Here is a 24,624-nt window from a genome sequence, read left to right on the forward strand (position 1 = left end):
CGGCGCCTGGATCTCGCCGGATCCGGCTGCCCGGGTGGCCGCCGTCCGGGCCTGGTCGGTGCTGCCCGACTTCGCCTCGGTCAACGCGCACGAGCCCGGTGCCGAGGCGGTCGCGGCCGCCCTGCACGAGCGCGGTGTGCTCGTCGAGGCGGGGCTGTGGACGCTCGACGCGGTCGCGGCGTACCGGAGGTGGCGGGTGCCGGCCGGGCGGGTGCTGGTCGAGTGCATGGCCGAGGACGTGGCGGTCGCGTTGGCCGACGCCTCCCGGGTTCTCGCCGCGCTGCCGGCGGACGCGCCGTCGGTGCTGTTGCACGCCGAGGGTCCGGCGACCTGGCCGGTCCTCGCCGAGGCGGTACGCCGGGGTTTGCACACCCGAATCGGGCTCGAGGACACCCTGACCCTGCCGGACGGTTCACCCGCTGCGGACAACGCGGCGCTGGTTTCGGCAGCGGTGGCGGCCGGGGCCAGCTGACGGCGGAGAAGACGGATGGGTCACACCTCGCTCGGTCGTCGACCCCGCCCGACAGCCGGCTGGGTGGGGCTGAGCAGGCCCGACACGTCCAGTGGGCAGCACACCTCGCGGAGTTTGTCCCCTCCTGTCCGGCGCGATATCAGCGCGGGGTGACGGTTCAACTTCTCTCCGTTCGGGGGGTTTGATCATGAGTCCTTGACCAGAGCACCCCCGGCGACCTAGCCTCGCCATACAGGCTCACATTGCCCGACCAGCGCAGGCTAAGCGCACAACATAGATCGCGTAACAGAACAGCATCACTTTGGCCGACTCCGCGGCCTTTGGCGGCAGTTCCGGACAGGCCGGTCCGGAACGCTGCGACAACTGCACCCGGTCGCCGACGCTGCCCACGGGCACCGCCGGCGGAGAAAGCTACCCACGGCCAGCCGCTCCGGTCGGGCGTCCACAGCCGCAGGAGTGTGCCCCCGGCACGGTCGCTGCGGTCTCGACGTTAGGGGAGGCGGCCATGGCGGGGCGGCGGCACAGGTTCATCGGTAGACCCGACGGGGTCCCGGCATGAACGCGTTCGACCTCGTGCTCCTCGCGGCCGTCCTCGTCCTCGCGGTGGTGGTGATCGGGGCCGTGCTGGTCGGCATCCGGACACTGCGCCGGATGGGCGCCGCGCCGGCTCCGGAGGATCCCGCCTTCATCGCCGAGAAGGACCGCCAGGAGCAGTCCCTGGCTGCCCTGCGGACCGCGGCCGACGAGGCGAACAGCACGATCGACGTGGCGAAGTCCGCGGCTGCAGCGGCCCGTACCGAGGCGGCGGCGGCGAAGGCCGAGGCGAAGGCGGCCCGCGCCGAGGCGCGTCGGGTCCTCGACGACGCCCGGGCCGAGGCGGACACCGTGCTGGAGCGGGCCCACAAGCAGGCCGAGGCGGACGCCGAGCAGTTGCGCACGGCAGCCCGGCGCAGCGGCGAGCGGGAGGTCGCGGTCCTGGCCGCCACCACCCGGGAGCAGGCCGCCGAGGTGGAACGTCGGGCAGCTCGGATGGACGAGCGGGAGCGGATGCACACCGAGGAGGTGGAGCGGTTCGCCGAGCGGGAGCGTCAGCTCACCGCCGCGAAGGCCGCCCTCGCCGCCCGGGAGGCCGCGCTCGCCCAGCGGGAGATCGAGCTGACCGAGTCGGAGGAGCTGCGCCGTCGGGAGCTGGAGCGGGTCGCCGGGCTGACCGCCGACTCCGCGCGACTGGAGCTGGTCGAGGCCATCGAGACGCAGGCCAAACGGGAAGCGGCGCTACTCGTCCGGGACATCGAGTCCGACGCGCGCAACACGGCCGAGCAGCGCGCCCGACACATCGTGGTGGACGCGATCCAGCGGGTCGCCAGCGAGCAGACCGCGGAGAGCGTGGTCAGCGTCCTGCACCTGCCCGGTGACGAGATGAAGGGGCGGATCATCGGCCGGGAGGGGCGCAACATCCGCGCCTTCGAGTCGGTGACCGGCGTCAACCTGATCATCGACGACACCCCAGAGGCGGTGCTGCTCTCCTGCTTCGACCCGGTCCGTCGGGAGGTGGGCCGGGTGACCCTGGAGAAGCTGGTGCTGGACGGGCGCATCCACCCGCACCGGATCGAGGAGGTCTACGACCTGGCCCGGCAGGAGGTGGAGCAGCTCTGTCTCCGCGCCGCCGAGGACGCCCTGGTCGAGGTCGGCATCACCGAGATCCACCCGGAGCTGGTGACCCTGCTCGGCCGGCTGCGCTACCGCACCTCGTACGGGCAGAACGTGCTCAAGCACCTGGTCGAGACCGCCCACATCGCCGGCATCATGGCCGCCGAGCTGCGGTTGGACGTGCCGATCATCAAGCGGTCGGCGTTCCTGCACGACATCGGCAAGGCGCTCACCCACGAGGTGGAGGGCAGCCACGCCATCATCGGCGCCGACCTGGCCCGCAAGTACGGGGAGCACGAGGACGTGGTGCACGCCATCGAGGCGCACCACAACGAGGTTCCCCCGCAGACCATCGAGGCCGTGCTCACCCAGGCCTCCGACGCCTGCTCCGGTGGTCGGCCGGGCGCGCGTCGGGAGAGCCTGGAGGCGTACGTCAAGCGGCTGGAGCGGATCGAGGAGATCGCGGCCGGCAAGCTCGGCGTGGACAAGGTCTTCGCCATGCAGGCCGGCCGGGAGATCCGGGTGATGGTCAAGCCGGACGACGTCGACGACATCGGGGCGGCCGTGCTGGCCCGCGACGTGGCCAAGCAGATCGAGGAGGAGCTGACCTACCCGGGTCAGATCCGGGTCACCGTGGTCCGCGAGTCCCGGGTCACCGAGATCGCCCGCTGAGTCGTTTGATCGACTCGGCTTCCTGGAAATCGGTGGGTCGCACGCGTCGGAACACCGCGATTTCCTGAAAACCGAGTCGATCCACCCTCCCGCAGCCGCCGCGCTCGGAACGGCGCGACACGCACAACCCGCGCAGATGACCGAAGGCCGCCCCGAGTTGCTCGGGGCGGCCTTCGGGCCTTCTGGTCGGTGTGACGTCGCTCAGGCGGCGCCGCCGCCGCCTCCGCCGCCGCCCTCGGCCTGGGAGATCAGGGCCGCCGGCGGCGGGTTCTGGGCCGGGGTGTTGGCGGTCTTGCGACCCCGGGCGAGCCGCCGTTGGACGTACTGGGCGAGCTTCGACAGCGAGTAGTTCACCACGATGAAGAGCACGGCGATCACGACGTAGACCTGGATCGGGTTGCCCAGCACGCCGATGATCTGCTTGCCGATGTTCAGGGTCTCCTCGTAGCTGATGATGAACCCCAGCGAGGTGTCCTTGAGCACCACGACCAGCTGGCTGATCAGTGCCGGCAGCATGATCCGGAAGGACTGCGGCAGCAGGATCATCCGGGTGGTCTGTGCCGGGGAGAGCCCGATGGCGGCGGCGGCCTCCGCCTGACCGCCCGGCAGCCCCTCCATACCGGAGCGGAGGATCTCGCCGATCACCACCGAGTTGTAGATGGTGAGGCCGATGACCAGGTACCAGAGGTTGTCGAAGTAGAGGCCGAACTCGGGGAAGCCGCGGGCCACGAAGAAGATGGTGATCACAACAGGCAGGCCGCGGAACACCTCGACGCAGACCCGGGTGATCGCCGACAGCAGGGTGCTCACCCCACGCAGCAGGTAGGCCACCGGCGTTGCCATGCCGGTGAACCGGAGCCGGGTCAGGCTCTTGAGCTGGATCCGCAGGATGGCGAGCAGGGTGCCGATCACCAGTGAGGCCACGATGGCCAGCGCCGCCGCGATCAGCGTGTTCTTGAAGCCGAGGGCGATCCGATCCCACACCTGGGAGAAGTTCTCGTTGGAGGGGTCGACCAGCGGCCCCCACAGCTCCATCGAGAGCTGGCCCTTCTCATCCAGGGGCTGGTAGATCAGGAAGTAGGCCCCGACGAGCAGGACGACTCCGGCGGCGATGCTGCTGATCAGGGTGATCCGCCGCTGCCGCGGCCCGGGGACGTCGTAGAGGACGCTGGTCTGCTGACTCATCGGGCCACCGCCTGTCGCTTCTCGATCCGGTCCAGCAGGGCGCCGAGCGGCACGGTCATGATCAGGTAGCCGATCGAGATGCCGATGGCGACCGGGATGAAGGCGTAGCCCTCGGCGCCGGTGAGCTGGTCGGCCGTGGCCGACAGGTCACCGACGACACCGAAGAAGCCGGCCAGCGCCGAATTCTTGATCATCGCGATGATCACCGAGCCGAGCGGAACGATCGAGGCCTGCCAGGACTGCGGCAGCACCACGTGGCGCAGGTTCTGCCCGAAGGTCAGACCCAGTGACCGCGCCGCCTCCGCCTGGCCGGCGGGCACCGCGTTGACCCCGGACCGCAGCGCCTCGCAGACGAACGCCGCGGTGTAGAGCACCAGGGCGATCAGCGCGAACCGGAAGTACGGCAGGTCGGTGCCGAGTCGGGTGAACAGCGAGTCGAGCAGCGGGATGCGGAGGAAGTCCGCGTTGGAGCCGAGGGCCGGCAGGCCGAACGCGGCGAAGAACATCACCACGGTCAGTGGCATGTTGCGGAAGACGTTCACGTAGCTGGTGCCGAGCGCGCGGAGCGGGGGCACCGGTGAGATGCGCAGCACCGCCACGATGGCGCCCAGAACGAGGGCACCGATCGCGGCGAGTATGCAGATCTGGAGGGTGAGCCAGAAACCACCCGCAAAGACGTCGAACTTGTCGATGAGCACGTTCACGGGTCGGTGTTCCTCCCCACCCTCCAGATCGAAGGATCAGATCAGTAGCGGTTGATGGTGGGCGCCGAGCCCAGTTCCGCGCCGAACTTGCCGGCGGTGCTGTCCCAGGCCTTCTTCCAGCTGCCGTCGGCGACCGCCTTGTCCAGCGTGTCGTTGATGAAGCTGCGGAAGTCCGCGTCCTCCTTCTTCACCCCGATGCCGTACGGCTCCTTGGTGAAGTTGCTGCCGGCCAGCTTGAACGACGCCTCGTCCTTGGCGATGTAGCCGAGCAGGATCACGTTGTCCGTGGTGACGGCGTTGACCTGGCCACCCTTGAGGGCGTCCCGGCACTTGTCGTAGGTGTCGAAGAGCACCAGCTGGGTGCCGACGTCCTTGACGTACTGCTTGATCGTCTCGGCCGGGGTGGAGCCGGTGACGGAGCAGACCTTCTTGGTGCCGTCCTTGAACGAGTCCGGACCGGTGATGGTCGTGTCGTCCTTCTTGACCAGGATGTTCTGGCCGGCCTCGTAGTACGGGCCTGCGAAGGCGATCCGCTCCTTGCGCTTGTCGTTGATCGTGTAGGTCGCGGCGACCAGGTCGACCGTGCCGTTGACGATCACGTCCTCGCGGACCTTCGAGGGGGCCTCGACCCACTCGATCTTGTCCTCGGGGATGCCGAGCTCCTTGACGATGATCTTGGCGATCTCGACGTCGAAGCCCTCCGGCTTGCCGGAGAGGCCCTTCAGGCCGAAGCCGGGCTGGTCGAACTTGGTGCCGACCTTGATCTTCTGGGCCTTGTTCAGCTTCTCCATGGTGGTGCCGGCGGTGAAGGACTTGCTGCCAGCACCGGTGTCCCCGCCGTCGTCGCCACCACAGGCGGTGAGGCCGAGCGCCAGAGCGGCGACCGCGGCGACTGCCGCAACGCGCTTGATACGCATACTCTTCTCCTTCTTCAACGGAGCCCACCGAGTACGGCGCGCTCCACTACGGACGCTCAGTGCGTGAGGATCTTGGAGAGGAAGTCTCGGGCCCGCTCGCTGCGCGGGTTCGCGAAGAACTCCGCCGGTGGGGCGTCCTCGACCAGTTGCCCGTCGGCCATGAAGATGACCCGGTTCGCCGCGTGCCGGGCGAAGCCCATCTCGTGGGTCACCACGACCATCGTCATGCCGTCGCTGGCCAGCGAGGTCATCACGTCGAGCACCTCGCCGACCATCTCCGGGTCCAGGGCGCTGGTCGGCTCGTCGAAGAGCATCGCCTTGGGCTGCATGGCCAACGCCCGGGCGATGGCCGCCCGCTGCTGCTGGCCGCCGGAGAGCTGGGCCGGGAACTTGTCCGCCTGGTTGGCGATGCCGACCCGGTCCAGCAGGGCCAGGCCGCGCTCGCGGGCGGCGGCCGGCTTCTCCTTGCGGACCTTGATCGGGCCGAGGGTGACGTTCTCCAGGATGGTCTTGTGCGCGAAGAGGTTGAAGGACTGGAAGACCATGCCCACCTCGCTGCGCAGCTTCGCGAGGGGCTTGCCCTCGGCCGGCAGCGGCTGGCCGTCGAAGGTGATGGTGCCCGAGTTGATCGGCTCCAGCCGGTTGATCGTGCGGCACAGCGTCGACTTGCCGGAGCCGGACGGGCCGATCACCACGACCACCTCGCCCCGACCCACCGACAGCGAGACGTCGTCCAGCACGTGCAGCGGCCCGAACCACTTGTTGACCGCGTCCAGCACGATGAGCGGTTCGCCCGTCGTCACGTCGTCCACCGTCCCCTGTCGTCTCCCGGATCGGGGTCGGTTGACCCCCGGTGCGGCCACTGTAGGCGGCCTGATGTGGCAGAACGCAACCCAGCGGGTCACGGAGCGGTAACACCGGTCACGATCGTTCTCGGGCGTCCGATTTTGGTCACCGGCTGGGTGGTCACGGTGGCGATCGTGACGCCATGTCGAGATCATGGGGGGATGACCGAACCCGTACGGTTGACCAAGTACGCCCGCGGCGGTGGATGCGCCTGCAAGATCCCACCGGGCGAGCTGGAGATCATGGTGGCCAGTCTCGGCCCGGCGACCGGCACCGCGGAGTTGCTGGTCGGGTTGGATCACGGCGACGACGCCGCGGTGGTGCGCCTGGACGAGCGGACCGGCCTGGTCAGCACCGCCGACTTCTTCACACCGGTGGTCGACGACGCGTACGACTGGGGTCGGATCGCCGCGGCCAACGCGCTCTCCGACGTGTACGCGATGGGCGGCACCCCGTTGGTCGCGCTCAACCTGCTCTGTTGGCCGCGCGACGTGCTGCCGATGGAGTTGGCGGGCGAGGTCCTGCGCGGCGGCCAGGACGTGGCGCGGGAGGCCGGCTGTCACCTGGCCGGCGGGCACAGCGTGGACGACGACGGCCCGAAGTACGGTCTCGCGGTCACCGGCACGGTCCGGCCGGAGGAGCTGATCACCCTCGACGCCGGGCGGGCCGGGGTGCCGTTGTCGCTGACCAAGCCGCTCGGGGTGGGTGTGCTGAACACCCGGCACAAGGCGACCGGTGAGAGTTTTCCGGAGGCGGTGGCCTCGATGAGCGCGCTCAATCGGGACGCGGCCCGTGCGGCGGTCGCCGCCGGCATCCGGTGCGGCACCGACGTGACCGGGTTCGGGCTGCTCGGGCACGCCTCGAAGCTGGCCCGGGCCAGCCGGGTCACGGTGGCCATCGACACCGCCCGGGTGCCCTACCTGGCCGGCGCGCGCGAGGCGCTGCGCGACGGGTTCGTCAGCGGCGGCACCCGACGCAACCTGGACTGGGTGACCCCGTGGACCGACTTCGGCGCGGCGGACGAGGCCGTGCGGCTGCTGCTGGCCGACGCGCAGACCTCCGGTGGCCTGCTGGTCGCCGGCGAGGTGCCGGGCGCTCCCGTGGTGGGCGAGCTGCTGCCCCGGGGGGAGCACCTGGTCGTCCTGCGCTGACCGAGGGCGGTTGGACCTGCGGCAGGACACGCGGTGGCGGTGGTGCGGATGGCGCACCATACCCGATAAACTGTCACCTTCCCGCTACTCCGAGCAATGCCGCTCAGGGAAATTTTGCCCGGAATGGTCACAGACCGGTAACTTGCCCCCGGCTGGGGTCAAATGCCCCCCACCATCGTGTGTAAGGCCCGATCCGGAGGCCGGTGGGGACGAACGCAGCGAGGAGGCGGAATGACCGAGCTGTGGAACTGGAGAATCGACGGGGCTCAACCCGTGGAGGTCTACCCGGCGCTGGCCGAGGCGCTTGGTCGGGTGGTGATGCCGTTGGCGGCGGCCGACCCGGCGCGGCTGCCGGCGTACGCGGTGGTGTGTGACGTCTGGCAGGCGCCGGGCGAGTTCGCGACGGTGGTGGACTGCTACGGGGTGCCCGAGCAGCTCTCCGAGCACGCCAGCATCGCCGCGCTGGCCCGATTGTTGGGCCGCAACTGTCTGTTGCGCGACGACACGCTCGACGCGGGCCGGCACCTGCTCGTCGCCCCGGACGGCACGGTCCGTCCGGTGCACTTCGACGTGCGGGACACCGACGACGGCGAGGTGCTCAGCAGGCTGCGGCTCTGCTCGCTGGGCGACCCGGGTTGTCGGGGCTGGTCGCAGTGCCACCGCTCGCGCTGGGCGCCGGACACGGTCGCCCCAGCGCTCGCCGCGGCCTGACCCTCTCCGGGGTCAGGCCCGGCCGGGTGCCGTGCCGGTGGGCGCGATCAGCCGGCGGCGGTGGCCGACCGGTCCGGGGTGCCCGCTCCGGCACCCCGCACCACCAGTTGGTCGAGCAGGGTGCGCGTCGCCTCGGCCACGGCGGCCACCGCGGCGTCGAACGCGGCGGCGTTGTGCGCGGCGGGCGCCCGGAAGCCAGAGATCTTCCGGACGTACTGCAACGCCGCCGCCTCGACGTCCGCGTCGGTCACCTGCGGGGTGAACGGTTCACGCAGCGTCTTGATGCTCCGGCACATGTCAGCTCCTCCTCCGGCCACCACCGCGGCCTGCCACTCGGCGTGCGGGCAATGGTACCGACGGTGACACTGGGTCGATATTTGTCTATCCTGGTCACGGACCAGAGCCGTTCGAGCCACAGCCGCCGCTCGCGCTCCCAGCGCCCCGGGCCCCCGGAGACTCATTGTGGACCATGCCCCCGCCCGCTCATCCCGTCCCTACCTAGACGATCTCACGCGTAGCCTGCACACCCCGCTGGAACGGATCGCCGTCGAGCACGCCGATCTGATCGAGGCGGTGCGCAGGCGCGTCGTCACCAACGACTCCGTGCCGTCCGGCATCGTGGCCGTCGCCGCCTTCAACTCGTCCATCTGAGTGATGGTCTGCCGGTGCGGTCCACCCGGAGTGGGCGCATCGTGCCGGCGGATCAGCCAGTTCGTGCTGAAGGTGCACAGCCGCTGTGACCTCAGCTGCGACCACTGCTACGTCTACCAGCACGCCGACCAGACCTGGCGCGGCCGTCCGGCGCGGATGCCACCGGCCACGGTCCAGGCCGCCGCCCGGCGGATCGCCGAGCACGCCCGCGAGCACGGGTTGCCGATCGTGCACGTGGTGCTGCACGGGGGTGAGCCGCTGCTGCTGGGCGCCGCCGGGTTGCGGGAGGTGCTGGCCGAGCTGCGCACCGCCATCACCCCCTGGACGCGGCTCGACCTGCGCATGCAGACCAACGGCGTGCTGCTCGACGAGGAGCTGTGCCGGCTGTTCGTCGAGTACGACGTGCGGGTCGGGGTGTCCTTCGACGGCGACCGCGCCGCCAACGACCGCCACCGGGTCTTCGCCCACGGCGGCAGCAGCCACGACCAGGTCCGGCGGGCGCTGGCCCTGCTCCGGCGGCCGGAACACCGCGCCAGCTACGCCGGCATCCTCTGCACCATCGACGTCCGCAACGACCCCGACCGGGTGTACGAGGCGCTGCTGGCCGAGAGCCCGCCCCGGGTCGACCTGCTGCTGCCGCACGCCACCTGGGACCACCCCCCGGAGCACCCCGGCCCCGCCCGCACCCCGTACGCGGACTGGCTGGGGCGGATTCACCGGCGCTGGGTGGACGACGGGCGCCCGATGTCGATCCGGATGTTCGAGGCGCTGCGACCGGGTGGCGGCGGCACCGAGGCGTTCGGCCTCGCGCCGGCCGACGTGCTGGTCATCGAGGCGGACGGCAGTTGGGAGCAGGTCGACTCGCTGAAGACCGCGTACCACGGCGCGGCCGACACCGGGTTCGACGTGTTCGACCAGTCGGTGGACGAGGTCGCACGGCACCCCGGGGTCGCCGTCCGGCAGGACGGCGTGGACGGGCTCTGCGCGACCTGCCGGGCCTGCCCGGTGGTCGACCGGTGCGGCGGCGGCCTGTACGCCCACCGCTGGCGCACCGGCTCCGGCTTCGACAACCCCTCGGTGTACTGCGCCGACCTGCTCAGCCTGATCGACACCGTGGACGCCTACCCGCCGCCCAGCCCACTCGCGTCGGGCGAAAGGTCCGCCACCTCGCCCGTCGACGAGCTGCTGGACGACCTGGCGACCGGGCACGGGTCGGCGTCGACGCTCGCGCTGCTCGCCGCCACCCAGCTCTCCATCACCCGGGCGCTGCTCGCGGCCGGCCGGGACCGGTCCGGCGCCACGGCCGCCTGGGACCTCCTCGTCCACCTCGACCAGACGGCGCCGGAGGCGGTCCGGGCGGTCCTGGCGCACCCCTTCGTCCGGCCCGGGCTGGTGCACCGCCTCGACTCGTCGGCCCCGCCCGGCCTCGGAGTGGCAGTCGACCCACTGCCGGCCCTCGCCATCGCCGCGGCCCTGTTGGCCGGCGTCCCGGCCACGTTGCAGGTGCCGGTGCGGGCCGACGCGATCACGTTGCCCTCGCTCGGCAGACTGGTGCTGCCCGGCCTGGGGGAGAGCGCCGAGGTGAGCGTCCGACCCGGCGAGTTCCAGGTCCGGGGTGGGTCGGTCGAGCAGACGGTGCTCCTCGACCCGTTGGCGTTGCCGTCGACCGGCTGGCTTCCGACGCGCGACGTGTCGGTGCCCGGTGGCCGGTTGCTGTTGGAGGACGGCGACCCGTACCGCGACTGCTACGGCCAGCCGGTGGAGTCCCGCCTGGAGGTTCCGGCGGCGCGGGCGTTGGGCCGTACCCTGGCGGAGGCCTGGCGGGTCGTGCACCGGGACGTGCCGGCGCACGCGGCGGCGCTCGACGGCGGTCTGCGTGCCGTCGTCCCGTTGGCGCCCGACCCGGCGCGACCCCTGCGGAGCGCGACCGCCCGGCACGCGTTCGGGGCGGTCGCCGTCACCCCGCACCCCGACCCGGAGACGATGGCGGTGCTGCTCGTGCACGAGTGGCAGCACGCGAAGCTGGGTGCGGTGCTCGACCTGTACGACCTGGTCGAACCCGCCCACGGCAGCCGGATCCGGGTGCCGTGGCGCCCCGACCCGCGACCTCCGGAGGGCGTCCTCCAGGGGGTGTACGCCCACCTCGCCGTCACCCAGGTCTGGCAGTCCCGGGCGGCCACCGACCAGCCGGACGCGTCGGCGCACGCGGCCCACTTCCTGGGGTGGACCCGGGACGGCGTCGACGCGCTGCTGGCCAGCCGGTCGCTCACCGCGGCGGGTGAGCGGTTCGTCGGCCAGCTGCGCCACGCCCTGGAGGAGACCCGTGTCGGGTCCAGATGAGCAGCCACTGCCCGGACTGGGCCGTCCCCGCCTCGCCGACGACCTGCGGGCACTGGGCGTACGCCCGGGGGTGTGCCTGCTGGTGCACTGCGGCCTCCGTCGGGTGGGCCCGTTGGAGCACGGCCCGGCGACCCTCGCCGGCGCGCTGCGCGACGTCCTCGGCCCGGCCGGCACGCTGCTGGTGCCCACCCATACCGACGGCAACTCGACCACCTCCCGGGCCCACCTGGCGGCCACCGCGGGCATGGACCGGGCGCAGCGCGAGCGGTACGAGGCAACGCTGCCGGGCTGGGACCGCCGGACCACCCCCTCCCAGCGGATGGGTGCGCTCGCCGAGTACGTCCGGTGCACCCCCGGTGCCGCGCGCAGTGACCATCCACAGACCTCGTTCGCCGCGCTCGGCCCTCGGGCCCGGCAGCTCACCGACGGCCATGACCTCACCTGCCACCTGGGCGAACGCTCACCGGTTGGCGGCCTCTACGCGGCGGACGGGCAGATCCTGCTGCTCGGCCTCGGCTACGAGGCGTGCAGCGTCCTGCACCTGGCCGAGTACCGGCTGCCGGTGCCGGCGCCCGAGCGCGACTACCGCTGCTTCCGGCTCGTCGACGGGCGGCGGGTGCGCCTCGACTTCCGGGCTCTCGACCTGGACGACGGGGACTTCCCGACGGTGGGTGCCGCGCTCGACGCGACCTCGTTGGTGCGGCACGGCCGGGTGGGGCGGGCCAGCGCCCGCCTGCTGCCGGCGCGGGCCACTGTCGACTTCGCGACTGGCTGGTTCGCCACGAACCGGTTGGCGGCGCAACGTTGACGCGGGGACTACGCTGATGTTCCGGCCGCGTGGGGAGGGCGGAGGGGCAGCGGTGAGCACAGTGGACGCACCCTCCCAGGTACGCGCCCCGCTCTTCTTCATCAGCTACTCGCGGGCGCCGGTCGGCCGAGCCACCGGCAAACCCGCCGAGTACGTCTCGCGTTTCTTCGAGGACCTCTCCGTCCACGTCAGCGAGTTGGTCGGCCCGGTGACCGGAGTGGACGCCGGCTTCCTGGACAGCTCCATCGCCGGCGGCGAACGCTGGAGCCCGGAGCTGCTCCAGGCCGCCGGCACCTGCCAGGTCTTCGTTCCGCTGGTCTCCAGCGCGCTGCTCGGCAGCGACTGGTGCGGCCGGGAGTGGGACGCGTTCTCCCGCCGACGGATCACCCCGCGACACAGCTCCGCCTCGGTCCACGAGACGGCGATCGTGCCGGTCACCTGGTCGCCGACGAACGGCACGGCACTGCCCCGGGTGCTCCGCGACATCCAGCGCTTCACCCCGACCGCGATGCCGGATCCCGACATCGCGGTGCACTACCAGCGGGACGGGGTCTACGGCTTGCTGACCATGCAGTGGGAGAACGCGTACCGGGCGGTGGTCTGGCGGCTCGCCCAACGGATCGTGGCCATCCACCGGTCGTACCTGGTCGAACCCTGGGTGCCGGCGAGCGTCGACGAGCTGTGCAACCGGTTCGCCGAGGAGTCGGAGTGAGGCCGCCGACGGGCCGGCGTCGACCGGGGGCGCGCGGGACGTACTTCTTCCTGAGCTACGCCCACTCGGCGCCGCCGCCGGGCGCCCGGGCCGACGCCGACGTCTGGGTCGGCCAGTTCTTCGCCGACCTGACCGACGAGGTGCGGCGCCAGGCCCGACCGGTGGCCGGGATGCGGATCGGCTTCTTCGACCAGCACATCCCGTTGGGCGCCGACTGGAAGGCCGCGCTCGCCGAGGCGCTCGGTGACGCCGAGGTCTTCGTCCCGCTCTACTCACCCGGTTACTTCAGTCGCCCCTGGGCGCTGGGGGAGCAGGAGTCCTTCCGGGCCCGGCTGGCCGCCGCCGGGCCGGCCCGGCTCACCGCCGGCCACCTCACCCCGGTGCTGTGGATCCCGTTCCCCCCGTGGGAGGCCCACCCGGAGCTGGACGGCGCCCTGGACCTGGGCCGGGACGTCCCGGAGTACGCCGCGGACGGCCTGCGCGCGTTCTGCATGCTGGCCTCCTACCGGGCCCAGTACGAGCTGCTGCTGAGCCGCCTGGCGAGCCGGATCGTGCACACCGCCGAACGGCGACCGATGGGCCCGTCCCGGGCGCCCGGCCTGGACGAGGTCGTCCGTCCGGCGCCGACCGACCCGGACTTCGTCGTCGCCGTCCTGGCCCCGACCCGGGACCGGCTGCCGACCGATCGCGACCCCGCCGGCTACGCCACCAGTGGCCGACTCTGGCGGCCGTACGGGCGCAGCCAGCAGTTGCCCGCCGCCGAGTACGCGGTCAGCACCGCCGAGCGGCTCGGGCTGTCGGCCCGTACCGAGGACTTCGCGCAGGCCTCCGCGTTGCTCGATCGGCGGCCCGCCGTGCTGCTTGTCGACCCGTGGATCGCGGCGGCGCCGGACGCGGCCGGGCTCCTCGCCCGCATGCTGCACGGCCTGCGCGAGTGGGTCGTTCCGCTGGTGGTCACCGACGACGACGACACCCAGGACGCCACCCGCTGGGCCACCGAGGTGACCCAACTGCTGCACGACGCCGGTCTGCCCCAGGTGAAACGCGCGTGCAACATGCCGGAGTTCGTCGACCTGATGCCGGCGCTGGTCACCGAGGCGCGCCGGCAGTTCCTCAAGTACGGCCCGGTCGTCCCCTTCGAACCACCGCCCGAGCCGGTGCCGAGCCTGCGTGACGGCCTGCCCGCCGCCGGCTCGACCGTTTCCACCGACCCCGCGTCCCCGCCTGATGATCCGGCCCCACCGCGTCCCCACGGAGAAAACCGATGAACAACGATCGCGAAGGCCAGGTCGTCACCTTCTACTCGTTCAAGGGTGGGACGGGCCGGACGATGGCGCTGGCCAACGTGGCCTGGATCCTGGCGGCCAGCGGCCGGCGGGTGCTCGTCGCCGACTGGGACCTCGAGTCACCAGGTCTGCACCGCTTCTTCCACCCGTTCCTCGACGCCGAGGCGATCCAGGGCACCAGCGGCGTGATCGACATGATCCGCGACTACGAGTGGGAGACCACCCGGGTCGACGACCGGCCGGACCGCTGGATGGAGCAGTACGCCCGGGTGGGGCGGCACGCGTTCTCGCTGCGCTGGAACTTCCCCGACGGCGGCGGCCTCGACTTCCTCTCCGCCGGCAGGCAGAACAGCGACTACGCCGTCTCGGTGAGCGGCCTGGACTGGGACAACTTCTACAACCGGCTGGGCGGCGCGCAGTTCTTCGAGGCGCTGCGCGCGGACATGAAGCGCCAGTACGACTTCACCCTGATCGACAGCCGGACGGGGTTGAGCGACGTCGCCGACATCTGCACCCTGCACCTACCGGACACCCTGGTCGACTGCTTCACGCTCAGCGACCAGGGCATCGACGGCGCGGCCCGGGTGGCGCACTCGGTGCGGGACCGGTACCGGCGGCGCGACATCCGGGTCCTGCCGGTGCCGATGCGGGTCGACCAGGCCGAGAAGGAGCGGGCCGAGGCGGGTCGCCTGCTTGCCATGCGCCGGTTCGCCGGGCTGCCGGCCGGCATGACCGAGGCGGAACGGCGGCGGTACTGGGCCGCGGTGGAGGTCCCCTACCGACCGTTCTACGCGTACGAGGAGACCCTGGCCACGTTCGGCGATCCGCCGGGCTCACCGACGTCGCTGCTGGCCGCGTTCGAGACGTTGACCGGGATCCTCACCGACGGCGCGGTGACGGCGCTGCCGGTGATGGACGAGTCGGTACGGGAGCGGGGCAAGGCCCGGTTCCGCCGGCGCACCGAGGCGATCGACGACCAGATCGTGCTCCGGTACGCGCCGGAGGACGCCATCTGGGCCGAGTGGCTGGAGCGGGTGCTCAGCTCGGCCGGGCTGCGGGTGGTGGAGCCCGTGGCCGCCGTCGGGTCCGCCGGCACACCGGCCCCGCGCACGCTGACCGTGGTCTCGCCGGCCTACGTGGCGACGCCGTCGGGTGGTCTGCCCGACCGGGACACGAGCACCGGCTCCACGGCCCTGGCCGTGTACGTCGCGGACCTGCGCCCACTGGCGGAGTTCCCCGCCCAGAGTTCCACCAACCTGGTCAACGTGAGCGCCGCGACCGCCGTGGAGCGGGTGTTGCGGCTGGTCGGCCGGCCGGTGCCGTCGTCGGCGGACGGGCCGGCGGCCGGCGCCACCCGCTACCCCGGCACCGAGCCGTTGATCTTCAACGCCCCCAACCGGAACGCCCGGTTCACCGGCCGGGAGGACGACCTGGCCCGGCTGCGCGCGCAGTTGCAGAGCGGGGGCAGCGCGGTGGTGCTGCCGGTCGCCCTGCAGGGCATGGGCGGCGTCGGCAAGACGCAGGTGGCCTTGGAGTACGTGCACCGGTTCAAGGCGGCGTACGACGTGGTCTGGTGGATCGTGGCGGACCCGCCACAGTTCGTCGACACCGCCCTCGCCGACCTCGCCGGTCGCCTCGGCATCCTCGTCGGGCCGACCCTTCCCGACACGGTCCGGTCGGTCCTCCAGGTGCTCGGCCGTGGTGAGCCGTACGAGCGGTGGCTCGTCGTGCTGGACAACGCCGAGGAGCTCGACCAGATCGAGCCCTTCCTGCCGCAGGGTCCCGGGCACGTCCTGCTGACCTCCCGCAACCGTGCCTGGGGTGACCGGGCCAACCCGATCCAGGTGGACGTCTTCGACCGCACCGAGAGCGTGGCGCACCTCGCCCAGCGGGTGCCCACGATCAGCGCCGAGGAGGCCGACCGGGTGGCCGAGGCGCTCGGCGACCTGCCGATCGCGGTGGCCGCGGCGGGCGCCTGGCTCGCCGACACCGGCACGTCGGTCGCCGACTACCTGCGGCAGATCGAGCGGCACGGCCCCAGCGCCCTCTCCGTGGAGGCGACCTGGGACCTGTCGCTAAACCGGCTGCTCGAGCAGGCGCCCGCCGCGTACCGGTTGTTGCAGCTCTGCTCGGTGCTGGCCCCGGAGATCGCCCTCGAACTCATCTACAGCGACGAGATGGCGGCGGCCCTCGTGCCGTTCGACCCGTCGGTGTCGGAGCGGCTGGTGCGCGGCGCCCTGGTCCAGCAGATCAACCGCCTGGCACTGCTCAAACTGGACGTCCAGGGCGGTCGGGTCCAGGTGCACCGGCTGTTGCAGGCGGTGGTCCGCGACCGGATGACCGACGACGAGATCACCGCCGCCCGACACCAGGTGCACCTGGTGCTGGCCGCGTCCCGGCCCCGTGGCGACGTGGACGACCCGACCACCTGGGCCCGGCTGCGCATGCTCTGGCCGCACCTGGAGGTGTCCGAGGCGTTGACCTGCCCGGACGAGGCGGTGTGTCAGCTGCTGATCGACCGGGTCCGTTATCTGTGGCAGCGCGGTGGTCTGGACCAGGCCGACGCGTTCAGCCAGGAGGTGGACGACACCTGGAGCGCTCGGCTCGGCGACACGCGTGACGAGGTGGAGGCGTCGGCGCTGGGCCGACAGTTGCTGCACCTGCGGTTCAACCGGGCGAACATCCTGCGCAGCCTGGGCCGGTTCGACGAGGCCCGGGACCTGGACGAGGCGGTGCTGGCCGAGCAACGCCGACTGCTGGGCCCGCTGCACCCGCACAGTCTGATGACCGCCGGCAGTCTCGGCGGTGACCTGCGGGCGCTCGGCCGCTACGCCGAGGCCCTGGAACGGGACCGGTCCACCTACGCCTCCTGGCTCCAGGTGTTCGGCGAGGACCACCCTCGGACGTTGAGCGCGGCCAACAACCTCGCCGTCTCGTACCGGCTGGTCGGCGACTACCGGTCGGCCCGCAGGTGGGACGACGAGGTGCACCAGCGGCGGCGGCTGGTGCTCGGCCCCACGCATCCCTACACGCTGGTCTCCGCCGTGCGGCTCGGCAGCGACCTGCGGGAGGCCGGCGAGTACGAGAGGTCGGCCACCCTGCTGCGCACCGTGTACGAGACGTACTGCGAGGTGCTCGGGCCGGACGACGGCCAGAGCCTGGCCGCTCAGGTCAACCTGGCGGTGTCCCTGCGTAGCTGCGGTCGGGGCAGCGAGGCCGCGCCGATGTTCGAGACGGCCTACCGCGAGCTCGACGACCGCTTCGGTCCGGACAACCCGGACACGGTGGCGTGCCGGTCGAGTCGGGCGGCGAACCTGTTGGCCGTCGGCGACGCGGCTCGGGCGTTGACCGAGATGACCGCCGTGCGTCAGGCGTTCGAGGAGCAGCTCCGGCTCGGCCCGGAGCACCCGCACACCCTGGCGACGGTGAGCAACATCTCGGCCGCGGAGCGCGCGCTCGGCCGCAGGTCGGACGCGCTGGCGTCGGCGGCCCGCGCGGTCGGCGAGTTGCGCAAGGTGCTCGGGCCGGACCACCCACACACCCTCGCGGCGGAGGTCAACCAGGCGGTGTGCCTCGCCGAGGAGGGTGACTGGGAGTCGGCGCGGGACCGGCTGCGGGAGACCGCCGGCCGGCTGGCCGCGGTGATCGGCGCGGACCACCCCGACACGCTGCGCTGCCTCGGCGATCTGGCCCTGGTGTCGCGGCGCGCGGGCGACGGCGCTCCCGCCGAGGACGTCGGCGTCGTGGCCGACCGGCTGGCCGAGGTGATCGGCGTGGAGCATCCCACCGTGCAGACCCTGCGCGAGCGGCGGTTCGTGGTCCGGGTGATCGACCCCCACACGATCTGACCGGGTCGTCCGGCGGGCGGGGTCGGGTGTCCGGGCCGCCCGCCGGTCTGGCCGTGCCGGCCGGACGCTCAGAGGCGCGGGCTGGTGGCGAGGTCCGGCGTGGCCAGCCAGGCCAGGGTCTGCGGCAGGATCTCCACCGCCCCGAAGTGCGCGGCGCCGGGCTGCACCTGCACCTCGGCGCGCGGGATCCGCGAGGCGAGCCAGTGGGAGTGCTCCACCGGGGAGAAGCGGTCCTGCTCGCCGTGCCAGAGCCGGACCTCCGCGCGGATGGCGCCCAGGTCGAACCCCCAGCCGCGCCGGATCGCCAACACGTCGTCGATCCAACCCTCGGGGCCGTGTCGCAGCGCCTCGGAGTACATGTCGGTCAGCAGTCGACGGATCGCGACGTCGTCGACGACCCGGATGTCCTCGTCGGGCAGTTGGGGGCGGAGGAAGTCCAGCAGTGTCATCGGGTCCCGGCGGGCCTCGTCCGCGCGAACCTTCAGGTTGAGCGTGAGCTCGGCCAGATCCTCGTCGGCCTGCCCGTAGTCCTCCACGTTCGATTCCGCCATGCCCGCGTACCAGTCCAGGTCGGGTGCGCCGGCCGGGGCGAGCCCCACCAGCACGGCGGCCCGGGTGACCCGGTCCGGCAGCAGCGCGGCGCAGGCCAGGGCGTGTGGCCCGCCACCGGAACGACCCACCACCGAGAACCGGTCGATGCCGAGGTCGTCGGCGATCGCCGCCACGTCGGCCGCGGCGTCGGCGACCCGCCGACCCTCGTGCCGGTCGGAGTCGCCGTACCCGGGTCGGTCGTAGCAGACAAGGTGCACACCGAGGCGGTAGACGACGATGCCCCGGGGCCGGGGGCCGCTGCGGCTGCCCGGGGTGCCGTGCAGCAGGAAGACCGCCGGCCCGTCCGGCGCGCCCGAGGTCTCCACCGCGAGGCGCCGCCCGTCCGGGGTCGTGACGGTGCGCTGTGTCGCATCTTGTCGCGTCACGGTTGGCCTCCCGCGGGTCGTCATGTGCTCCCCCGTGAACGGAGCCGCGCATCGTCGGCGCCGAGTGCAAAGCCCCCGAAATCGCCCAGAACACATTCTTGTTGTGCAGCGTACTGCCCGTCGTGGATGCCCGCCATGGGCCGGCGGGTCAATGCCGGTGGGTGGGGCCCCCCGAACGGGCCGCTACCCTGGTAGCCCGAGGGGAAGGGGCACCAAGAGGGTGGCTAGGACCTACAACGTCGTGACGTACGGCTGCCAGATGAACGTGCACGATTCTGAGCGGATCTCCGGCCTGCTCGAACAGGCCGGCTACGTGCGCGCGGTGCCGACCGACGACACCCCGGACATCGTCGTGTTCAACACCTGCGCGGTGCGGGAGAACGCGGACAACCGGCTCTACGGCAACCTCGGTCGCCTGCGCCCGGTGAAGGACAAGCACCCCGGGATGCAGATCGCGGTCGGCGGCTGCCTCGCCCAGAAGGACCGGGGCGACATCGTCCGCAAGGCGCCCTGGGTGGACGTGGTCTTCGGCACCCACAACATCGGCGCGCTGCCGGTGCTGCTGGAGCGGGCCCGGCACAACGCCGCCGCCGAGGTGGAGATCCTGGAGTCCCTCGACGTCTTCCCGTCCACGCTGCCCACCCGCCGCGAGTCCACGTACGCCGGCTGGGTGTCGATCTCGGTGGGGTGCAACAACACCTGCACGTTCTGCATCGTGCCGGCGTTGCGCGGCAAGGAGAAGGACCGGCGCCCCGGTGACATCCTCTCCGAGGTGCGCGCCCTGGTCGACGAGGGCGTGCTGGAGGTGACCCTGCTCGGGCAGAACGTCAACTCGTACGGCGTGGAGTTCGGCGACCGGTACGCGTTCGGCAAGCTGCTGCGGGCCTGCGGTGACATCGACGGGTTGGAGCGCGTCCGGTTCACCAGCCCGCACCCGAAGGACTTCACCGACGACGTGATCGCCGCGATGGCCGAGACGCCGAACGTCTGCCACTCGCTGCACATGCCGTTGCAGTCCGGCTCGGACGACGTGCTCCGGGCGATGCGCCGGTCCTACCGGTCCGAGCGCTACCTGGGGATCATCGAGAAGGTCCGCGCGGCGATGCCGGACGCGGCGATCACCACCGACATCATCGTCGGCTTCCCCGGTGAGACCGAGGCCGACTTCCAGCGCACCCTGGACGTGGTCCGGGAGGCCCGGTTCTCCTCGGCCTTCACCTTCCAGTACTCGAAGCGGCCCGGCACCCCCGCCGCGACCATGGACGACCAGTTGCCCAAGCAGGTCGTGCAGGAGCGCTACGAGCGGTTGATCGCATGCGTCGAGGAGATCACCTGGGCGGAGAACAAGCGCCTCGTCGGGGAGACCGTCGAGGTGCTGGTCGCCGTCGGCGAGGGCCGCAAGGACGAGCGGACCGGCCGGATGTCCGGTCGGGCCCGCGACGGTCGACTGGTGCACTTCGCGACCGAGACCGCCGGCGGGGAGTCGCTGGCCGGTCAGATCCGGCCGGGCGACATCGTGCACACCACGATCACGTACGCCGCACCGCACCACCTCAACGCCGACGGTGCGCCGGTGGCGCACCGGCGCACCCGGGCCGGCGACGCGGCCGAGGCGGGTCGCTCCCCGCGTACCCCTGGCGTTCTGCTCGGTCTGCCGACGATCGGCGCGCCGCCGGTCGCGGCTGCCCCCGTCGCTGGCTGCGCCACCCACTGACCGCACGGAAGGGCCCCTGGACGAGGGGCCCTTCCGCGAAGGACTGAGTCAGACGGTGATCCGACCGGCGCCGGCGCCCGCCGTCACGACGGACTCGACGTTGCTCGCGGCCGATGCGGTGCGCACCGGCCGTCCCGGTGGTTCAGCAGCTGGTGCCGCTGAGTTTCACCGTGCCCGGCGCGCTGGCGGTGCCGTTGGCCGTGAAGCCCACGGTGACCGACCCGCCCGCCGGCAGGGACGGGGCGTGGCTCGGAGCGGCCGCGGTGACCGTGGTGCCGGACTGCGTGACGGTGGCGTTCCAGCCACTGCCCAGCGTCACCCCGGATGGCCAACTCCAGGTGACCGACCACGGGTTCACCGCGCCCGAGCCGGTGTTCTTCACGGTCAACTCGCCCTGGAAGCCGCCCTGCCAGGCGTTGACCTGCCGGTACGTGGCCGTGCAGGCGCCGGTCGGCGGGTCCGTCGGCCCACCGGTCGGCGGCCCGCTGGTGCCGCCACCGGACGGCGCGATCAGGTACGGCTGGAGGATCGCCTGCTTCGCAGTGTTGATGTTGGTCCAGTCGTCCAACGCGATGCCGCCGGTGTCACCCGAGTTGGGGTTCCACGACCAGTAGGTGAAGGACATCCCGGTCACCCCGGTGCCGGTGTACGCCATCAGCTTCTCCAGCCACACCTTGTCCTTCGGGTCGACCAGGGTGCTGCCGAACTCGCCCATCATGATCGGGGCGATGTTCTGCTTGTAGAGGTAACCGAAGTACTTGTCCCAGATGGCCGGCATGTTCGCCGGGTAGTCCGGGGCGTCGAACCAGGTCTGCCGGTACACCGAGGTGGCGTACTCGTGCGGCGAGTAGACCAGCCGGTTCGCCACGCTCAGCCGGACCGGGAACTGGCCCGCCTTGGACAGGTTGCCACCCCACCAACCGCAGTCCTCGTCGTTGCTGGTGTCGCCGTCCCAGACGTTGGAGAGACCGCCGCTCGGGCAGCTCACCCCCTCCACGAAGATCAACCAGTTGGGCTGCACACCGAGGATGGCGTTCCCGGCCCGCTCGGCGGCGAGCCGCCAGTCCCGGGTGGTGTCGCCACAGCCCCAGCACGCCCCGGTGGCGGCCGGGTTGGTGCCCTCCGCGTGCGGCTCGTTGTGCAGGTCGGCGCCGATCACCGTGGGGTTGCCCGCGTACCGCTGGGCGAGCATCTTCCAGTCGTTGATCCAGGTCGCCTCGGAGACCGTCGACGTGTACCAGAGCGGCGACTGCCCGGCCGCCGTCGGCCGGTGCCGGTCCAGGATGATCCGCATGCCCTTGCTGCCGGCGTAGTCGATCACCTTGTCCAGGATCTGCAACGGCGACAGCCCGATCAGGTCCGGGTTGACGAAGTCGTTGATCCCACTGGCGGTCGCACCCGGCTTCAGCGCGTCGTTCGAGAACGGCACCCGCAACGTGTTGTAACCCAGCCGGGCCATCGTGTCGAGCTGTCCCCGCCACGGGTTGTTCGACCACAGCCCGTGAAAGGTCTTGTTGTCGGTCTCCATGCCGAACCAGTTGATACCGGTCAGCCGGACCGTGGCACCGGTGCTGTCCACGATCTGGTTGCCGCTGGTGTGCAGATAACCGGTGCCGGTGCCGGCGGCAACGGCCGGGCTGGTGCTGACGGCGGCGGCGAGGAACACGCCGGACGCGACGGTGGCGAGCGCAGTGAGCGCGCCGCCGAGAGCTTTGGGACGGAACATTCGAGCTCCACTTCGGAGGTCCGGCGCCGTCCAGAGACGACGCCGGCGGGCGGCCGTCCGCACGTCACGGTCCCCCAGGGGTACGCGGACAGTGCGCGACGGCCCATGTCACGCGGACGTGGTCACTCACGGAAGCTCACCGGCGACCCTCGACGGCGGATGTTCCGCCTTCGTCGCCCTCGTGCCGGTGGCCCTACCTGGCTCCGTCGCTCATTCTGATCAGCCCGCGTCGATGCGTCAACCTGCCCGCCCGCCCCGCCCGTCCTGCGCGCCGCGCCCCTGCATGATCGCGCTGGAACACGGATGTAGTGGCATCCCGGCGCTTCGTGGCCACCACATCCAGGATCGAGCGTGACCTTGACGGCCCCGGGCGCCCACACCCGCGCCCGGTCGCTCGTGGGACCGGGCACGCGGGAGCCCCCGGTCCCGCGAGGGACCGGGGGCTCCCGACGTCGTCAGCTCAGCCGGCCTGCTCGGCGAGCTGCAGGAACTGCCGCTTGGAGGCGAGGGCCTGCTCAGCCTCCTTGATCCGGCGTGCGTCCCCGGCGCTCTGCGCCCGGGCCAGCCGCTCCTCGGCCTCCGCCACCTGCGCCCGCATCTGGGCGAGCAGCGGGTTGTCCTCCTTGGTGGTGCGGCGCCACGCCGAGTCCATCACGTCACGGACCTTGTCGTCGATGACGCGCAGTCGGCGCTCCAGACCCGCAGCCGCCTCGCGGGGCACCCGGCCGGCCTCGTGCCACTGGGCCTGGATCTCCCGCAGCCTGGCCTGGGCGCCCTTCGGGTCGGCGTCGATGTCCAACGCCTCGGCCTCGGCGAGCAGGGCCTGCTTGCGCTCCAGGTTGCCGCGCTGCTCGTTGTCCCGTGCGGAGAAGACCTCGCTGCGCCGGCTGAAGAAGGCGTCCTGCGCACCCCGGAACCGTTCCCAGAGCTTCTGCTCGGCCTCCTTGGAGGCGCGCGGAGCGGCCTTCCACTGGGTCATCAAATCCTTGAGCTGGTTGGCGGTGGCAGCCCAGTCGGTGGATTCCTGGAGCTTCTCCGCTTCGGCGACCAGCTCCTCCTTGACCGTCTGCGCCTGCTTGCGCTGCGAGTCCAGGGAGGCGAAGTGGGCGCCACGGCGGCGGGTGAAGCCGTCCCGGGCGGCGGCAAACCGCTTCCACAGCTCACCGTCGGCCTTCTTGTCGACCCCGCGGATGGTCTTCCACTCGTCGAGGATCTCCTTGAGCCGGTCCCCGGCGGTCTTCCACCCGGTGGATTCGGCGGCCAGCTTCTCGGCCTCCTCGACAAGCGCGGTCTTGCGGGCCAGGGCCTCGCCGCGAGCGGCGTCCCGGGCGGCGCGCGCTTCGCCGGCCTTCTCCTCGGCGAGGGTCGCCAGCTTGTCCAGGCGTGCGGCCAGCGCGTCGATGTCGCCGACCACGTTGGCCTCGGGCAGCGTGGTGCGGATCCGCCGGATCGTGCTCAACGAGTGCCCGGCGTCCGCCGCACCCGACTTGAGTCGCGCCTCGGTCAGGTCCACCTCGGTCACCAGGTCGGCGAAGCGACGGGCGAAGTGAGCCAGGCCCTCCTCCGGTGCTCCCGCCTGCCAGGATCCGACCACCCGCTCGCCCTCGGTGGTCTTGACGTACACGGTGCCGTCCGCGTCCACCCGTCCGAAGGCAGTCCAGTCGCTCATGTGCCCATCCTCGTTCTCCCGGCGTCGAGGGATCGATCCCCCGTCGCCGCCACGGCGCAGCCAAGTTGCTTCCGGCATTGTCACAGGTCCGACCCGGTCCGCGTCGAGCGCCTATCGCCGACCGTGACCATACGGTGTCCTAGGGGCCGAATGACCGGATCGGCGCGGAGACGCACCGGGGATTCCCGCTACGGTGAACGGGTGCCCCTGGTCGCCGCCGCCGTCTGCCCGCATCCGCCCCTGCTCGTGCCCGAGGTGGCCGGCTCGGCGGCCCCCGAGTTGGACGATCTGCGGGCGGCCTGTGACACCGCCGTACGCCGGCTGTTGGCCGCCGATCCGGACATTCTGCTCCTGCTGGGCACCGGCCCGGTGACCGGCCCGATCCGCACCCCGGCGACCGGTTCCCTCCAGCCCTGGGGTGTCGACCTGGACGTGCCGCTGGTGCCCGGCCAACCGGACCGGGGCGCGGTGCTGCCGTTGAGCCTGACCATCGGCGCGTGGCTGCTGGCCCGCCACGACGCCCGACCGCCGGTGACCGCCGTGCAGGTGGCCGCCGACGCCGGCCCGGCCGAGCTGGCCGCGCTC

The 24,624-nt window shown here is 71.8% G+C and carries 20 protein-coding genes; 12 read left to right on the plus strand and 8 right to left on the minus strand.

Annotation, left to right across the window (positions count from 1 at the left end):
• Together PSH25_RS20605 and rny are read left to right on the plus strand one after the other, a co-directional pair.
• Window positions 1–472: 3-keto-5-aminohexanoate cleavage protein (locus PSH25_RS20605; protein WP_238660649.1), on the plus strand; the 472-nt coding region annotated here is incomplete at its 5' end.
• 555 nt (window positions 473–1,027) lie between these two features.
• Window positions 1,028–2,794, plus strand: a complete 1,767-nt coding sequence (gene rny, locus PSH25_RS20610) for a ribonuclease Y (RefSeq protein WP_238660650.1) — start codon at window positions 1,028–1,030, stop codon at window positions 2,792–2,794.
• 201 nt (window positions 2,795–2,995) lie between these two features.
• On the opposite strand, the gene PSH25_RS20615 is transcribed toward rny, so the two are convergent.
• Genes PSH25_RS20615 through PSH25_RS20630 form a run of 4 tightly spaced genes read right to left on the minus strand, consistent with a single transcriptional unit; the run spans window position 2,996 to window position 6,412 of the window.
• Window positions 2,996–3,979: an amino acid ABC transporter permease gene (locus tag PSH25_RS20615; RefSeq protein ID WP_238660651.1), complete on the minus strand. Its 984-nt coding sequence runs from the start codon at window positions 3,977–3,979 to the stop codon at window positions 2,996–2,998.
• Window positions 3,976–4,683: an amino acid ABC transporter permease gene (locus tag PSH25_RS20620; RefSeq protein ID WP_238660652.1), complete on the minus strand. Its 708-nt coding sequence runs from the start codon at window positions 4,681–4,683 to the stop codon at window positions 3,976–3,978. The genes PSH25_RS20615 and PSH25_RS20620 overlap by 4 nt, the downstream gene beginning before the upstream one ends.
• A gap of 41 nt (window positions 4,684–4,724) precedes the next feature.
• Window positions 4,725–5,600 carry a glutamate ABC transporter substrate-binding protein gene (locus PSH25_RS20625; RefSeq protein ID WP_238660653.1) on the minus strand — a complete coding sequence of 292 codons (876 nt, stop codon included), beginning with the start codon at window positions 5,598–5,600 and terminating at the stop codon, window positions 4,725–4,727.
• Between the two features lie 56 nt (window positions 5,601–5,656).
• Entirely contained in the window at window positions 5,657–6,412 is a 756-nt protein-coding gene (locus PSH25_RS20630) for an amino acid ABC transporter ATP-binding protein (protein WP_238660654.1), read from the minus strand.
• Between the two features lie 195 nt (window positions 6,413–6,607).
• Here PSH25_RS20630 and selD point away from each other — a divergent pair, with 195 nt between their 5' ends.
• Both selD and PSH25_RS20640 read left to right on the plus strand, forming a co-directional pair.
• Window positions 6,608–7,597 carry a selenide, water dikinase SelD gene (selD, locus tag PSH25_RS20635; protein WP_238660655.1) on the plus strand — a complete coding sequence of 330 codons (990 nt, stop codon included), beginning with the start codon at window positions 6,608–6,610 and terminating at the stop codon, window positions 7,595–7,597.
• 231 nt (window positions 7,598–7,828) lie between these two features.
• Window positions 7,829–8,308: a hypothetical protein gene (locus tag PSH25_RS20640; protein WP_238660656.1), complete on the plus strand. Its 480-nt coding sequence runs from the start codon at window positions 7,829–7,831 to the stop codon at window positions 8,306–8,308.
• 47 nt (window positions 8,309–8,355) lie between these two features.
• Here the strand turns inward: PSH25_RS20640 and PSH25_RS20645 are convergent, their stop codons facing one another.
• On the minus strand, window positions 8,356–8,604 hold the full coding sequence (locus PSH25_RS20645) for a DUF2277 family protein (protein ID WP_238660657.1): 249 nt from the start codon (window positions 8,602–8,604) through the stop codon (window positions 8,356–8,358).
• Between the two features lie 166 nt (window positions 8,605–8,770).
• Here PSH25_RS20645 and PSH25_RS20650 point away from each other — a divergent pair, with 166 nt between their 5' ends.
• From PSH25_RS20650 to fxsT, 6 genes are all read left to right on the plus strand, one after another.
• Entirely contained in the window at window positions 8,771–8,959 is a 189-nt protein-coding gene (locus tag PSH25_RS20650; protein ID WP_238660658.1) for a hypothetical protein, read from the plus strand.
• Window positions 8,960–9,022: 63 nt separating this feature from the next.
• The gene (locus PSH25_RS33710; RefSeq protein WP_308193707.1) at window positions 9,023–11,299 is read left to right on the plus strand and encodes an FxsB family cyclophane-forming radical SAM/SPASM peptide maturase; all 2,277 of its coding nucleotides are present in this window, start codon (window positions 9,023–9,025) and stop codon (window positions 11,297–11,299) included.
• Window positions 11,283–12,107, plus strand: coding sequence for an AAC(3) family N-acetyltransferase (locus tag PSH25_RS20665; RefSeq protein WP_238660659.1), 825 nt, complete (start codon window positions 11,283–11,285; stop codon window positions 12,105–12,107). Before PSH25_RS33710 ends, PSH25_RS20665 begins: the two co-directional genes overlap by 17 nt.
• A gap of 52 nt (window positions 12,108–12,159) precedes the next feature.
• On the plus strand, window positions 12,160–12,819 hold the full coding sequence (locus PSH25_RS20670; protein ID WP_238660660.1) for a TIR-like protein FxsC: 660 nt from the start codon (window positions 12,160–12,162) through the stop codon (window positions 12,817–12,819).
• Window positions 12,816–14,087, plus strand: coding sequence for a TIR-like protein FxsC (locus tag PSH25_RS20675; protein ID WP_238660661.1), 1,272 nt, complete (start codon window positions 12,816–12,818; stop codon window positions 14,085–14,087). The genes PSH25_RS20670 and PSH25_RS20675 overlap by 4 nt, the downstream gene beginning before the upstream one ends.
• On the plus strand, window positions 14,084–17,953 hold the full coding sequence (gene fxsT, locus PSH25_RS20680; protein WP_238660662.1) for an FxSxx-COOH system tetratricopeptide repeat protein: 3,870 nt from the start codon (window positions 14,084–14,086) through the stop codon (window positions 17,951–17,953). Before PSH25_RS20675 ends, fxsT begins: the two co-directional genes overlap by 4 nt.
• A 68-nt stretch (window positions 17,954–18,021) precedes the next feature.
• Here fxsT and PSH25_RS20685 read toward each other — a convergent pair whose 3' ends face one another.
• Complete coding sequence (locus tag PSH25_RS20685; RefSeq protein WP_238660663.1) at window positions 18,022–18,930, minus strand: alpha/beta fold hydrolase; 909 nt, start codon at window positions 18,928–18,930, stop codon at window positions 18,022–18,024.
• A 220-nt stretch (window positions 18,931–19,150) separates the two neighbouring features.
• Here PSH25_RS20685 and miaB point away from each other — a divergent pair, with 220 nt between their 5' ends.
• Window positions 19,151–20,644, plus strand: a complete 1,494-nt coding sequence (gene miaB, locus PSH25_RS20690) for a tRNA (N6-isopentenyl adenosine(37)-C2)-methylthiotransferase MiaB (RefSeq protein ID WP_308193709.1) — start codon at window positions 19,151–19,153, stop codon at window positions 20,642–20,644.
• Between the two features lie 142 nt (window positions 20,645–20,786).
• Here miaB and PSH25_RS20695 read toward each other — a convergent pair whose 3' ends face one another.
• Complete coding sequence (locus PSH25_RS20695; RefSeq protein ID WP_238660664.1) at window positions 20,787–22,370, minus strand: cellulase family glycosylhydrolase; 1,584 nt, start codon at window positions 22,368–22,370, stop codon at window positions 20,787–20,789.
• Window positions 22,371–22,830: 460 nt separating this feature from the next.
• Entirely contained in the window at window positions 22,831–24,039 is a 1,209-nt protein-coding gene (locus PSH25_RS20700) for a DUF349 domain-containing protein (protein WP_238660665.1), read from the minus strand.
• A 150-nt stretch (window positions 24,040–24,189) separates the two neighbouring features.
• On the opposite strand from PSH25_RS20700, the gene PSH25_RS20705 reads away from it, so the two are divergent.
• The coding region (locus PSH25_RS20705; protein ID WP_502361357.1) for a class III extradiol ring-cleavage dioxygenase family protein at window positions 24,190–24,624 on the plus strand (435 nt) is incomplete at its 3' end.

The organism is Micromonospora foliorum, from assembly GCF_022229015.1.
Lineage (GTDB): Bacteria > Actinomycetota > Actinomycetes > Mycobacteriales > Micromonosporaceae > Micromonospora > Micromonospora foliorum.

Coding starts and splice junctions, on each gene's coding strand:
- rny (WP_238660650.1), top strand. CDS start 1,028: ATGAACGCGTTCGACCTCGTGCTCCTCGCGGCCGTCCTCGTCCTCGCG.
- PSH25_RS20615 (WP_238660651.1), bottom strand. CDS start 3,979: ATGAGTCAGCAGACCAGCGTCCTCTACGACGTCCCCGGGCCGCGGCAG.
- PSH25_RS20625 (WP_238660653.1), bottom strand. CDS start 5,600: ATGCGTATCAAGCGCGTTGCGGCAGTCGCCGCGGTCGCCGCTCTGGCG.
- selD (WP_238660655.1), top strand. CDS start 6,608: ATGACCGAACCCGTACGGTTGACCAAGTACGCCCGCGGCGGTGGATGC.
- PSH25_RS20640 (WP_238660656.1), top strand. CDS start 7,829: ATGACCGAGCTGTGGAACTGGAGAATCGACGGGGCTCAACCCGTGGAG.
- PSH25_RS20645 (WP_238660657.1), bottom strand. CDS start 8,604: ATGTGCCGGAGCATCAAGACGCTGCGTGAACCGTTCACCCCGCAGGTG.
- fxsT (WP_238660662.1), top strand. CDS start 14,084: ATGAACAACGATCGCGAAGGCCAGGTCGTCACCTTCTACTCGTTCAAG.
- PSH25_RS20695 (WP_238660664.1), bottom strand. CDS start 22,370: ATGTTCCGTCCCAAAGCTCTCGGCGGCGCGCTCACTGCGCTCGCCACC.
- PSH25_RS20700 (WP_238660665.1), bottom strand. CDS start 24,039: ATGAGCGACTGGACTGCCTTCGGACGGGTGGACGCGGACGGCACCGTG.